General features: G+C 39.3%; 9 protein-coding genes. 8 read left to right on the forward strand and 1 reads right to left on the reverse strand.

Annotated features, from left to right (window positions below):
- Positions 1 to 10 precede the first annotated feature (10 nt).
- From MKY71_RS19675 to MKY71_RS19710, 8 genes are all read left to right on the forward strand, one after another.
- Positions 11 to 1,195: a hypothetical protein gene (locus MKY71_RS19675; RefSeq protein WP_340733840.1), complete on the forward strand. Its 1,185-nt coding sequence runs from the start codon at positions 11 to 13 to the stop codon at positions 1,193 to 1,195.
- Between the two features lie 29 nt (positions 1,196 to 1,224).
- Positions 1,225 to 3,237 carry a VirB4 family type IV secretion system protein gene (locus MKY71_RS19680; protein ID WP_254865253.1) on the forward strand — a complete coding sequence of 671 codons (2,013 nt, stop codon included), beginning with the start codon at positions 1,225 to 1,227 and terminating at the stop codon, positions 3,235 to 3,237.
- Positions 3,238 to 3,241: 4 nt separating this feature from the next.
- Positions 3,242 to 6,091 (forward strand): hypothetical protein, encoded by a 2,850-nt coding sequence (locus MKY71_RS19685; RefSeq protein WP_340733841.1) that lies wholly within the window; start codon positions 3,242 to 3,244, stop codon positions 6,089 to 6,091.
- 12 nt (positions 6,092 to 6,103) lie between these two features.
- Complete coding sequence (locus MKY71_RS19690) at positions 6,104 to 8,005, forward strand: hypothetical protein (protein ID WP_065217257.1); 1,902 nt, start codon at positions 6,104 to 6,106, stop codon at positions 8,003 to 8,005.
- 60 nt (positions 8,006 to 8,065) lie between these two features.
- A complete protein-coding gene (locus tag MKY71_RS19695) occupies positions 8,066 to 10,324 on the forward strand; it encodes a M23 family metallopeptidase (RefSeq protein ID WP_065217258.1) in 2,259 nt (752 codons plus the stop codon).
- 8 nt (positions 10,325 to 10,332) lie between these two features.
- Positions 10,333 to 11,004 (forward strand): hypothetical protein, encoded by a 672-nt coding sequence (locus MKY71_RS19700; RefSeq protein WP_340733845.1) that lies wholly within the window; start codon positions 10,333 to 10,335, stop codon positions 11,002 to 11,004.
- Between the two features lie 2 nt (positions 11,005 to 11,006).
- Positions 11,007 to 11,495, forward strand: coding sequence for a hypothetical protein (locus tag MKY71_RS19705; RefSeq protein WP_065217260.1), 489 nt, complete (start codon positions 11,007 to 11,009; stop codon positions 11,493 to 11,495).
- A gap of 84 nt (positions 11,496 to 11,579) precedes the next feature.
- Positions 11,580 to 12,188: a hypothetical protein gene (locus tag MKY71_RS19710; protein ID WP_065217261.1), complete on the forward strand. Its 609-nt coding sequence runs from the start codon at positions 11,580 to 11,582 to the stop codon at positions 12,186 to 12,188.
- Positions 12,189 to 12,583: 395 nt separating this feature from the next.
- On the opposite strand, the gene MKY71_RS19715 is transcribed toward MKY71_RS19710, so the two are convergent.
- A complete protein-coding gene (locus MKY71_RS19715; RefSeq protein WP_340733798.1) occupies positions 12,584 to 13,822 on the reverse strand; it encodes an IS110 family transposase in 1,239 nt (412 codons plus the stop codon).
- Positions 13,823 to 14,086: the final 264 nt, after the last annotated feature.

A 14,086-nucleotide genomic window follows, 5' to 3' on the forward strand; every position in this document is an offset into this window, starting at 1 on the left:
AGGTACTCCAATGTGGACTAATTACTTATTATACGGCTCATTCATTGTAATGATCGTAACATTAGTATTTTTATTTATCGCTAAAAAGCGAATGGACCGCAACGAGCCCGCTTTTGGTTGGAAACGGCGACAATTCCTAGCTGAGCAAGCTATGGGTGGTCCGACTAATACAAATACAGCAGCACCAACTAAAGACGAGGCGAACTTAGCTAAGATTCAAGCTAAAGACGATCTGGACCATGAATCGATTATGGATTTACTTGAAATCAAGAATATTGAAAAAAGCGTTATCACTCGTGAAAAGAATGAGTATATCGCAATTTTAAGTACAGACTTTGTAAACTTCCATTTACTACAACCTTCTGAGCGTCAAGCGATACTTGAAGGTTATCAGCAACTTTACAGTATGGTTTCTTTCCCATTCCAAATGTTAGGGCAAGCCGTACCACAGGACTTCTCAAAAGAACGATTACGCTTTGAAAAGAATTTAAGTAAAGTGAACCCACACGCAGCGGAATACAACCGCGACGTTTTGAATCATATTCAACACGTAACAGAAAATGATTTCCGTATTACGTTGCGTTTCTATTACATCGTTAAGTATGCGTATGAGCCATCTAAAATGGCCAAATTAACGCCTGAGCAACGTGAGCAAATCATTTATCAGAATGTTTGGAGCCGCGCCGAGATCATCCGTTCAGCTTTACGTCGTGCCAAAGTAAATGCTCAACTCCTTAGCACAATTGAAACTGCAGAAGTATTCAAACGAGCATTGAATCGTGACCGTATGTTAATTCATCCAATGAATGATGTGTTAGACAAGGAAAAATTATCTCATTTCGTCTCAATGGATGTAACAACATTGCCAGACTTCGAAAGCTTAGTCACTAATCCAGAGGCATTTAAAGAGCTTTATTACGAATATAACGAGCAGTTTAACGTGGAGGCAGCTGAAAAGCATGATGAACTGACATTTGATTATGAGCAGTTTAATCAAATGAACGAGGTACTTGCTGTTGAAGAATCAATGGAACAACAATCTGTACAATCACAACCGTTTTTACAGCCGACTCAGCCTGTTCAACCGAAACAGTCTGTTCAATCACCACCGCCTGTAGAACCGCAACAAAATGTACACAATCAACAAATCGAGCCTGAACAAGAAATGTCTATGGATGTTTGGTCTGATAAATAAGACTAGGGCTATAAAGGAGTTAAGTAACTATGTTTGGCAGAAAGAAATTAAAAGAAGGACAGCCACGCAAGTTTCAAAAAGCTACGATTCCTGAACCAGCTAATCCTGAATTAGACGTAGTAGAGCCATCGTTAATGGATAATATCTCGAATGAGGGGATTAAATTCAACGATGATCATTTTGAAATGCAAGTTGGTTTGGGAAGTAAACGTTATGGCCGCGCCTCTTATTTAAAGCCAAGTGGGTATCCATCTACTGTAGGTGTAAACTGGCTTGAACCATTGTTAAAAGGCGGGGATATGGATGTTTCAATTCATGTCGATCCAATATCGAAACCCGAAGCTGTTCGTAAGTTAAAAGATAAAATGGATGAATTTGAAGCCGTTATTTATAGTGCTCAAAAACGTGGCGACCAGGGGAAAATTGACGCGGTACGCCAAGAATACATCGATGCTAAATTTTTACGTGAGCAAATTCGATTGAATCAAAATGGTTTGTACTATGTAAGTGTTTCAAATTCAATCTATGCACCTAATTTAGATGATCTGAATGAAGCGAGTGTCAATTTAGAAACGGCGGCCTCTGGTAACGGACTTGAACTTGTAAACTGTTACGACCGCGAAAAAGAGGGTTGGTTATCAACAATGCCTCTAGCTACAAACTACATTAAACGTTCATACCGAAACATTGACCGTACAGGTGTAACAGCATTGTTCCCGCATTTATCGTCAACATTAAATCACGATGGCGGTATGCCAATCGGAATTTTCGGTAACGAATACATTTATTTCAATAACTTTGACCGTAAATTAACAAACTATAACCTTGGCATTTTTGGTGAGTCCGGGGCGGGTAAAGGGGTATTCGTTAAGCAATTAATCGGGCGAGGCTTCATGGATGGTATCGGTAAAGTGGTAATCATTGATGTTGAGCCTGAGTATCGCGGCCTTACATATGCTCTCGGTGGGGTTGTTATTGAATTACGAAGTGAGCAATCCAAAGAAGCTTCAAGTCAAATCAATCCGTTTGATATTTATGTAGAAAAAGAAGTAATGAACAGATATCAACCAGACGAATACATTGTTGAAAAAGTAAACTTACATGAAAAAGTAAAAGAAATGATTGAGTTCTTTAAAGTAATGAAAGAGTCTGCTTATCCAACTGAACCATTCCTTACACCTTATGAGCTAAATGCTTTAGACGAGATCTTATGGTACTTGTATCGTGATGTAGCACGTATTACAGAGCAACCGGACTCATTATATGAAACGGTCGATGTTATTAGTGATACAGGTGAGATTACATATGAACGCCGTTATAAGCGTATGCCACAGGTTTCCGATGTTTATAAGTTGATCCAAAAGAAAAATGCTGAAGGGGAAACGGGACTCGGCTTAATCGAAAGTGTTATTAAGAGTTTTGTTCATGGGAATGTATTTGGTTTATTCGATTGTCAAACGAACATTATTACTTCTACAGGTGAAAAAATGCCAGAGGACGCATTAGACAAAGCAGCCATTGTCGATTTCGATATTTCGAAGCTATCTACTAAAGGTGGAGAGCGAGCATTGGCACAGCACGTATTAATGACGTGGATCTGGAACCGTTTCATTGTAAATGACCCAAAAACTAAAAAACGAGTAATTCAAGATGAAGCTTGGATGATGCTTGATTATCCGTCAATGGTTGATTTCTTTAAAGTTTTATCCGCGCGCGGTCGTAAGTGGAACGTATCTTTAACACTCGTTTCACAACGGTATGAGAAGTTTGAAATTTCTCGTGATGCGAAAGATGTTATTTCGCAACTTAGCACCGTCGCATTTATGAAACAGCCAGACCAAGATATTGAGCCAATCTTAAAGACCTTCCGTTTCTCGGATGATGTCGGCGGTATGATCCGTACAGCTGAAACAGGCGACGTTATTTTAAAAGCCGGTAAGGAAATTGTTTACTTTAAATCAGTGCCAACACCTTCCGAATGGCGCTATATCAATACGAACCAAAACATTTCAGTTGATGCTCTCGTTAATGGCGGGAGGTAGTTAAATGAAGTATGCCAACAAAGTTATATTTGCATTAATAACCATCATTGCTGTTGGTTTCGTATTTAATGCTTCACCAACTAGTGCTGCAGAAACATTTTCATTTGAGTCTTTTGCTTGTGGTGAACCCGTAATATCCGATGACTTGAATACTGAGATTGATAAGTTTAAAGAAGAAGATGCCAACATGGTTGAAAGCTTTATCGCTTCACAAAGCCAACACTTCTTCAAAATTGGTGATGTTAATAGTTTAGGTGTTTTAGTATTTGGTAACCCGTACTGTTCATGGAATGAAGATAAGAATGTGAAAATGTCGAGTAACGGTGTTTTTACGGATAAAGAAATGGACAAAATTATTAATCCTTTAATGAATATTTTTAAAGGCGCAGCAATTTTAATGATCGTTCTATCAATCCTAATTTCATCTTTAAAGCTAATGGCTACGCCAATGCGCGGTGCCGCGCTTGATGAATTTTTCAACTCATGGAAAATGATTCTGTTTGTATTATTGCTTTATGTAAGTTATGACTGGCTCATAAATCTATTATTTGAAGCAAATGCAGCCATTGTATTAAGCATTAAAGACCTAATTCCAGACGCTAACTTTAAAGCGATTTCGATAGCTGCTTCATGGAAAGATTATAGCATTGGGTTAGGGTTTGCACCGTTAATGATTCTAATTGCGGTTGAGTGGGTGCTTTCTGTCGTCGTCAACTTTATCTATATATCACGTAAGGTTATTATTTTAATTCTTATGGCAATTGGGTTTGTCGCGATTTACAGTCTACTATTCAATAAAACTCGCGGATTTTTCGTAACGTGGCTGAAGGAATTAACAGGGAATATTTTCCTGCAATCTATACATGCCATAGTTTTATTTACCATCGTTCAATTTTCAGCTGCAGGTGCGGGTACATTCTTTAAAATCTGTCTATTAATCATGTTTATTCCTGTCAGTGGATTGCTTTCTAAGTTATTGCAATTTGGGGATAGTGCAACGAAAACAGGTATGACAATGAGTATGCTTGGCTTGGGCGGTATCATGAGTACCTATATGGTAGCTTCACAAGCAGGTAATGTACTACGTGGCGGCAGTTTCTTGGGTAATTCAAGCAATACAATCAACTCTGACGGAAGTGTTGGAGGTTCTAGCCTTTCAGAGCTTGCGACAAACTCCGGTAGTGATCTAATGCAAACAGCTCTTTCTACGGCTGCAACAGGTCAAAATTCTCCAGCGTTTAGTGCGGTGAAGAATGCAATGTCTACAATGGGTGCTGCTACCGGTAGTGTTGCCGGCATGGTTGCGGGTCCAGCGGGTGTTGCAGTCGGGGCCGGAATTGGTAAAGCAATTGGCGGTGGTATCCCACAAATAGGTATGAATATCGGAACGGGTATCGCCGGTTTATCAAATACAATATCGCAAGCTAAACAATTTGCTTCACAATCTGGCGTAAGTTTAGGTTCTCTACTTGCCGGTAAAGCCGGTAGTGATTTCGCAGTTGCTTCACAAGGTCGTCATTTTGCCGGGGCAATCGGTGAATCAGTCGGCTTAATGTTAGCAGGTCAAAAAGGTGCCGCGATTGGTCGTAATTTAATGTCGAGTATCGGGGGAAACACATCGAACTTAGCTGCGATGAATAGTGCTTCGTTAGGTTTAGTGGATAGTAACGGTAAGGCACTTCCAATGTCTTACGATGCACTAGGGAAACTTAATCCTGGCGCAGATATGAAGTTTGTACAAACAAATGAAGGTTCTGCTATGTACATGAAGGGTGCGGAAGGTTGGCAACAAGTCGGTCTGACAGGTTCCGCCGACACAAGCCTTGCAAACGGACAAGCACGTGTTATGGACTTCAATTTAGCTGATCCGTCTAAAGACTATCAATTACAAGCAAATGGCTCTTATACGGCTACAGCTGGAAAAGACCCAATTAATGCAGGTAATTCTTCATTATCAGATGCGTTAGGAAATTCAGTTATTACAAGTAGTGAAAATGTAGGGCAATCGCCATTAAGTGAGCCTGTTGGTTCAGTGGCAAGTATGCCGAAAAGCGCTTTAGAAGGTTCTACACTTTCAAGTGGTGCAATTGATACATCATCACCAATGGCTACAACGGTATCTGGCGATTCTCCATTGAATACGTCAATCAGTGGCGACACAACAGTTGATACATCATCACCATTGACAGCAACGGTATCTGGCGATTCTCCATTGAATACGTCAATCAGTGGTGAAACAACAGTTGATACATCATCACCAATGGCAACATCGGTATCTGGGGATTCTTCATTAGATACGTCAACATTTGGAGGCACAACAGCAGATACATCGTCACCGGTTCAAACGTCAGATAGTGAAAGTCCTGTATTTACATCGTCGGATTCCGCATTTGAGAATGTAGCAGGTTTAAATGAGCTTCCTACGATTTCACAATCGACACTCGATACATCGTCTGTACCAACAACTACGGCGGAAGCTATACCAACAAATGTTGAGGCTTCACCTTCTACAAGCACTAATGACGGTGGTTCATCATTTGAACGTCCAGAGCTTGCAGGTTTACCAGGTTCAACTGATGCGTTAATGCGTACAAGCGATGCACAAATCGTAAATACTGGCGGTGCAAGATTCCATGACGTTATCAATGAAGTTACAAAGGAAGGCGTTACTGGATATAAAGATTCTGCTTTCGATCCTAAGAAATTTAACCCTGAAACATATGTTTACAGAGGACCCGAAGCAGTTTCAAAAGATGTTGGTAATCTTACAGCACGACCAGAAACTAAAGAATCAGCTTCATGGGTGAAACAAGCCCATCGTGTATTAGGTAATCGACATAAAGGGGTAAATTAGGAGGGCTTTATTTTGAATAAATATATAAAAATATTGCTTGTCTTATTTTTATTACTCCCATCATTTTTAAGTCCGATTAGCATGAGTACAGCCTATGCCGAAAACGGTGAAGAAACTAAACAAAAATGCGAAAAGCCAACTTACGAAGAAGAAGACGTTCAAAAGAAGTTCGATGAATTTCGTGAAGAATACGCTAACTTAATCGAAAAGTTTATGCTTGACGCAATTGAGGTCGTCATGAATTTGTTCGGCCTCAATACCTTGAATCAACTTGTGTTTGGTAATCCTTATTGCACTTGGTTTCAAGGGGGCACCATAAACAAATTAGTAAATGGCGTAGATTTAACGTTTGGCGTTTTCCCTACAAAAGTTTATGACACTGTCGTTAAGCCATTATTTAATATGTTTACGGGTTCTTCAGTTTTACTTTATACATTAGCAATCTTGATTATTGGTCTAAAGTTAATGGTTAATGCTAGTTTCCGACTAGGCGAAGAATTATTGTACTTTATGCTGGTAGCCGCGCTATTAGTTGGCTATTGGATCGGTGTTGAATACTTCCTACAATTTAATCAAGCGCTGGTTTCGGATATTAAAGGTGTATTAGATAAGCAAGGAATCAATCCATCGGGTGCGCTGAATATAGTTGCTGAAAAAGATAGCTTTACATTTATGGATATTATTCTGTTGCTTGCTAACTGGATCATGATTTTGTTCTTAAATGTTGTCTATGTATTTCGATTGTTTTTAATCGCTGTGTATATGATATTTGGCGGTTTTGCGATTGTGTGTCTATTGTTCCCTTCAACGAGAAAAGTGTTTATGCGATGGTTACTTGATTTTACGGGCGTGGTGCTCATGCAGGCATTTCATGCTTTATATTTTGCTGCTATTTTAATCATGATTGATGTTGATAAGGTTTCGGAAATATTCGAGCTGTTCTTATTAATTTTATTCCTACCAATTAGCTCAATGGCTATGACGTTGTTCTCATTTAGTGCGGCTTCAACTGCTGTTCAAGCTGGTCAACGTGTGACGAGTGGTGTAAATATGGCAGTCAATAAGGCGAGTAATTCGGGCAATCAGATAGCAAAATTAGCGAATTCAAGCAGTGGGAAATTAGGTAAGGCAGCAAGTATTGGTTCGTCTAAAATTTCGGCTCTTGCAAACGGCGGTAATACGTTTGGTACTTTTAAAACTATTGCAGGTCTTACAGGACGTGTGGCTGGCACAATGGCTGGCTCTGTAGTTGGCGGAGGCGGTATGGCTCTCGGTGGAAATCTCGGTCAAATGGCGGGGAATCAAGGCTTACAAACTGCTCGTAATGTTGTTGCAGGTGCAAAAGGGCTTATGGATACTCGCGGCAACGTTAAATCTGGATCTCTTGATTTAAATAACATGCAAGATAAACGAACCCTTTACGGAAACATGGGCGAGTCGTTCGGAACAATGCTTGGCATGGGTAACGCAGGTCGCCAAATCGGTGAAAAAATGAGTGGCGTATCAGACGAATTGATACGAAGTTCTACAGGTGATGGTGGTTTAGCGGGTATTACGTTACAAGAGATTGCGGCGACCTATCCCGATGCTACATTACAGTTCCGACAAACGAATGAAGGTAGCGGATTCTATATGAACAATGGTGAAGAAGATAAGCTCGTTTCTCCATTAGGTGCTGCCGATCCAAACTTAAAAGACGGTGAAACACGCGTGCAAGACTACTCACTTTCTGGAAATACAGAAGGACTTAATAGTTCGCTTTATGAACCAAATTCACAGGCTGCTATTATGGGCAACGACGGCACACGCCACACAGACACCGCATTTAATTCAAGTGCTTATTCTCCTGAGCATTTTATCAGCTCAGAATTAAATAGATCAGCAATGCACGATTTATCTAATGGAAAAGCCTAATTAATACAATGCGAGTAGTCAGATGCTACTCGCATTGTTTATTTATTGAGAGGTGAAATTATGAGTTCAAAAAATGGTGATAATAACCATAGTACCGATGTTACCGATTCCATAGGTAATAAGGGGAAGAGTGCGTTTAATGCCGGGAAATTCCTAGCTAAAAACGGTAAATCTATCTTTCGTTTCGGTAAATTTATTGTTTCATTTTTAACCAAAGTAATTATGAGTTTATTTAAATGGTTACTAGCAATCGTGGGGCCTTATGTCCTTGTAGCACTCGTAGTCATTATCCTTGTCTTACTTGTTTTACAGAGTGTTTCATCCTTTGACTTGTTCCAGCGCGGTAACGAACGTACTGCCGCCGAAGTTATTTTCGATGAAACAGTGAAAACTACATTCCAAGAAAATATCGGTGGAAATGCTTCAACAACTTTAAATGATTATTTCTCAAAAATGCAAAGTGGCGACCCATATCCGGGGATTACTGAAGGTTGGATTGAACAATTAGCCGGGGCCATAAAGCCGAGTTATGCGGTTCCAACCATTCATTATTACTTTGATACAATGGATTCCATCTTTAGACCCTGGCATGCCAAATATAAACGTGACGATGCCAGCGACAAAGCTGCTTTAATAGAAAAATATAAAGAGATACAAAATAAAGAACTAAAGTATTACTTTAAAAAATCTAAGGCATATCAGCCGGAGATATTAGAGAAAGCTGTTCCTATAGAAGAATACATAAAGACTACCTCTACATCGGTCTGTACCGTTGTTGATGAAGAAGGAAATACATCGACAACCACTTCTGGTCCGACAGTTAATAAAAAAGTATTACCGAAGCGATCTGTCGCTGACAAAGTAAGTATGGGTTACTCGGATGTGACGCTTGAATATCAAGAAAGCGCTGTGACAAGCACTTCAACTTATAGTAGCGGAGATTGCACAACAACCGTTGTAACAGAGACGGTTCTCTATTTATTAGTAGAGTCAATGCCAACAGTTATGATGGACTCAGCTAAATTAGTACGTATATTAATGAAAGATGCAGAAAAGGGAGAGCATACGAAACTGGTGAAAGCACAAGATTTAGAAACTGCTTTTGAAATTGGTAAGGCTGCCGATCCTGCGTTTCCAGAGCCCGACATTGAGTACACCAAATTTACGAAATGTATGAATGAAGATAAAAAGGGATTGGATGCTTGTATTACCCTCTATGTTAAACAATTAGCGAGTGCTACGTGGGGCGGTGTTGTTGGCTATAACGGTGTAAATAACCGAGGATGGTACCCGCCTGAATATGAAGAGATTTACAAAGAAATTGCAAAGAAAACAGGTGTTGATTGGAGTGCCATTGCCGCGATTCATGGGCTTGAAACCTCTTTTTCTCGTAATCCAGTAGCAACAGATAAGAATTTGAAATCTAGTGCGGGTGCTAGAGGGCATTTCCAGGTAGTCCCGCTTACGTGGGTTGGCTGGGCCATTAGAAATACTGGTTTAGTTACTACCACAAGCGTTGGTGATATTACGAGCAATATTGATGTCATTTTTAGTATATCCAACATTAAACAATATGGCGGTAAGGGCATGGATGGTGATGGTGACGGCATAGCAGATCCATGGAACTTACGAGATGCCATGATGTTTGCCGCATCATACCTGAAATCGCTTGGTTATGTCAGCGGTAATGAAGCTGCTATAAAGAAAGCATTTGCTTCCTATAACGGAGGTCCGGCTAACTATATGTATCCAGCCGCGCAACGGTACGCATCGGAAGCATACGCCATGCATTTAGCTTTCCAATCCGGAATGAGTAATGGCGTGGCATTTGGTGACTCAGCGACCCCGATACCTGTTTCAGCCGGTGACGTCACATGGCCGACTGTCGGAAGGTTTACAAGTAAGTATGGCTACCGCGTACTGCCGAGTGTTTATGGCACAAATAAACCGCAAATGCACTGGGGCATTGATATAGCAAACAATACAGGGACGCCGGTTGTTTCTGCTATGGCAGGAACCATTTATAAAATTGAACAGAAGAATTATAAAACGAACTGGGGCTTGTATGTGGTCGTCAAGCACAATCTGAATGGCCAAACCTATTATACAAACTATGCTCATTTAAATGGCTATGCTTCAGGTCTACACGTTAATCAGCCTGTTCAAAAAGGTGAAATCATCGGTTATATGGGCTTTACAGGGCGCGGCAGTGGTCCACACTTACACTTTGAAGTATATAAAGGGCAGTTTAGTTATGGTAATACCAACATGAACCCGCTCTCTTTACTACCTCCAATGAGCGAGTTGAAAGGAAATTAGGTGTTTATTTGAAAATTATATTTGATGAAATACGAAAAGAAATCGGTCGTTTATTGAAACGTAATACTTGGATCAAGTGGGTTTGCTTGGCTATCGGTATTTTAGCTTTAGCAGTTTGTATTAAAGTTATTTTTTTCCCGTCTATTCCTAAAGGCGATATAGGCGGGAAAGATAGCGATACATGGCAGCAAATGGCCGAACTGAACGATGGTGAGATAACAACCGTAGATTTTAACATTTCCGATTTAGATAGCGTGATTAATATGTTTTTTATGAGTGCTAATCGCATGGATATTGATATGATGACAAGCGTAATGACACCTGAAATGATTGCTAGTGATTTTTCAGAACGTACGGAGCGCGGTGAATTGGATGAAATCTTTGCATTATATGAAGAAGCAATGACTCGTTTAAGCCAAAACGGTACAATTGAAAAAATTGAAATTGTCGGCGGTAATAAAATGTTAGGCGGTAAGCAACGCGTTCGCTTAAATCTTTATTACAGCGAACTTGATACACCTGCAAACATTACTCTTATAGTGAAAATGGAGACTGACGAGTTAAGCGTGAGCGATTACACAGGTGAAACAGAAAACGAAGAGCTAGTAAAATACAAGCAATATTATTTAGATACGTCTGTATGGAATATGATTGACGCGATTGAAAGTGAGGTTGAATAAACGTGAAAGTAGATCCTACAGAACCAATATTAAACGTACTATATTACGGGCAATTGGTGGGTGTTTTCATCGGGGGACTAATGTTCCTGTTTGGTATATTTATGTTCCTATATGCCTTTAAAAACCCTCATAAGAAGCGTCTCGCCTTTGTGACAACGGTATTTGGACCAATCTTATTGATGTTCAGTATTTATGCACCTGTATTCGCTTATCATTATATGATTGACAGGTTGTTACCTGAAACTGAACTTACGCAATTAAAGCAATTTGATTCAACTGTTAAATATGTCGGAACTAGTCTTTATGAAGGCATTAAGGTGATTGTTTATCCGTTGCTAGTTATCGTATTTTTAATTGCAGTCGTTACCCTACATCATGCGACACGCATCCCTGGTCGGAAACGAATCAGTTACGGTATTTTCATTGGTGTTCCGGTTCTATTCTTTTTATTACAGGTTGGACCGAGTATTGTCCGATTATTAACTTCTTGATTTTTAGCACATCGAATTTTCGATGTGCTTTTTCATTTGCCTTAGATTCCTGTAAAATAGGAGTAATTAGGAGAGTGAATTATTATGTATGAGGAAGTAGTACAGAAATTACAAGCCAGCTTTGGAAAAGCTTCATTAAATCAAGGGCGCCGCCCATATATCCCTTCACAAGTTTATATGTTGCGTTTTGAACAAGTTGCCGGGGAGATGTGGAATTGGCGAGTAATTAGCGATCCTGTAATTGATACTCAACATATGATCGTTACGGTTAGAGGTGAAATACAGCTCTTAGATGCTGTAAGACAAGGAATCGGTGTCGCAACTTTACAAAAGGTTGAACCTGCAAGTATTAAAAATGCTATATCATCGGCTGAATCAGACGCGTTCAGAGATTGTTGCGATAAATTTATGATGGGTTGGCGAGACATTGCTAGTAGTCGAGAGTGGGGCAGCAATCCAACCATTCAAGCATTTGTGAACACTGAAACGCCATTTAAAGTAGAAAGTAATAGTTCAGTGGTTGATCAATCGTTTGACGAGCTTGTAAGAGCTGCCAATAGCGTTCCTGTCGTTAAGGCTGAGCCTTGTATGGTTTGTGGTTCTACATTAACTGATGAGGAAGCGAAGCGTATTCAAAGTAAAGGCATTCGTTATTACTATTGCAGTAAGCACTTACCCAAACAATTTAAGTGATTTAGAAGTTATTTTGAATCATAAAACCGCCCTCCACAAATCAATTTGGAGGGCGGTTTATTTATTTTGTATTAACATGTTTTGCAAATTCCCTTCTAATTAAGTCCATACGTTTTAATTCATTTAATCTAGATTTATTCTTCATGTGGCTTTAAAACAAAGTTTGATAATTAATAAAAAAGTCTGTTCGTTTATAATAAAGATTGATAATTTGTAAAAAAGTTTGATCAAAAGTCCGGTATTGCTAGATTTTTGTTCCACAAAACCAGCTAATAGTTGTCAAGATTTTTCGATAAAAATATTAAATCCTACATGATATACTAAAAAAGGGTACACCAAATAAGCCTTCCTCTTTAAAATTGGAAGGTTTTGTTTAATCCACTTAAATATACTTTTTAAACCGCATTTTGGAAGGCTTCTTTCCTTTTAAGTAGGGCATATATCCAATGTAAAAGCTTATTAGCACATGCAATGATTGCTACTCTAAATGGCTTTCCTTCTTCGCGTTTTTTATCGTAGAACTCTCGTAATTTCTTATTTCTAGGGAGTATTTCATCACTTGTTTTTTGCTTACGTGCATCTCTTATACCGCATTGTACAGCCATAAATAACGCTTGTCTTAACCTGCTGGAACCTCTTTTGGTTATACGATTGATGGAAGCAGTAAATCGACCAGAAGAGTAAACGCTAGGATCTATCCCGGCGAATGCTACTAGCTTTTTAGGATGGTTAAACCGTTCTATCTCTCCAATTTCAGAGATGATTGTTGCCGCAATCTTTTCTCCAACACCAGGGATAGACTGGATTATCTCATATTCTTCAATTTCTTTAGCGAGGGCATCTATTTCTGCTGCTAACTTTGATAGATGCTCTTGATATTGAAGAACAATGTTAATAAACATTCTTAGGTTAAAGATATGGCTTTGATACAAGTTGTTTTGAAATGGATTACGTAATGCAGCCTCTCTCAATTTAATTGCCTTTTCTTTTGCCCATCTTTCTGAACGGGTTGTACATAATTCCGCAATTTTATTAGTAAGTTCTGATTCGCTAACACTTAAAACCTCTTTGGAGGTTGGGAAGATGGATAGAATCTGTAACGAAATTTTTGAATAGAGATTTCCAAAGACACCTCTGTATTCAGGGAAAACCTGATCTAAGATGGACTGTAGCTGTAACTTTGTTTGTGCAGCTGTGCTTGATACTGTTTCTTGTTGTCTAGTGAGATTACGAAGATTTAAGAGTTGTATACCTCTCTTTTTATATGGCTCTAACTCTTCCTTGTAATACAATTCGCATAGATGATAGGCATCAATGGCATCGGTCTTTACCTTGCGTAAATTTGTACTTCTAGCTCGATGAGAGATAAGTGGATTAACAATAATATAGACGTATTGTTGCTCCTCCAAAAATTGAATAACGGGCATATGATATTGACCTGTAGATTCTAAAATAACCGAAGGTTGCTTACCATCAGCTAATTTCTCTACTTCCCTTAGAAATTCTAATAAACTATCTAAACCATCAAGAGTATGTTTAATACTAAAGCTCTTACGATATGGTTTGCCTTTATCTAAAAAGGCTTGAACCTGACTTTCTCCTTTTGAAACATCCAGACCAACGACTGGATTCATAATTACATCTCCTCCTAAAGAAAACTAAATTCGTCGGTAACCCCTATAGCTGCTTGTAATGTCATAGGTTCGCTTGTTAAACGGGATCCTTGTCCCAACCAGCTCGAAACATGTTTATACAAGTAGGGGGTGAACAGTTTTGCGGACGGGATCAAGTCCCACGGGCCAGACGTTCTACCCCGACTACCGTTATAATAAGACCTAAACAAAAAAGGTCAACCAGAAAAATCTGGCTAACCTCATATTACGAACGGGCCATATTGT

The organism is Solibacillus sp. FSL W7-1324 (assembly GCF_038008025.1).
Classification (GTDB): domain Bacteria; phylum Bacillota; class Bacilli; order Bacillales_A; family Planococcaceae; genus Solibacillus.

Coding starts and splice junctions, on each gene's coding strand:
- MKY71_RS19675 (WP_340733840.1), top strand. CDS start 11: ATGTGGACTAATTACTTATTATACGGCTCATTCATTGTAATGATCGTA.
- MKY71_RS19680 (WP_254865253.1), top strand. CDS start 1,225: ATGTTTGGCAGAAAGAAATTAAAAGAAGGACAGCCACGCAAGTTTCAA.
- MKY71_RS19685 (WP_340733841.1), top strand. CDS start 3,242: ATGAAGTATGCCAACAAAGTTATATTTGCATTAATAACCATCATTGCT.
- MKY71_RS19695 (WP_065217258.1), top strand. CDS start 8,066: ATGAGTTCAAAAAATGGTGATAATAACCATAGTACCGATGTTACCGAT.
- MKY71_RS19710 (WP_065217261.1), top strand. CDS start 11,580: ATGTATGAGGAAGTAGTACAGAAATTACAAGCCAGCTTTGGAAAAGCT.
- MKY71_RS19715 (WP_340733798.1), bottom strand. CDS start 13,822: ATGAATCCAGTCGTTGGTCTGGATGTTTCAAAAGGAGAAAGTCAGGTT.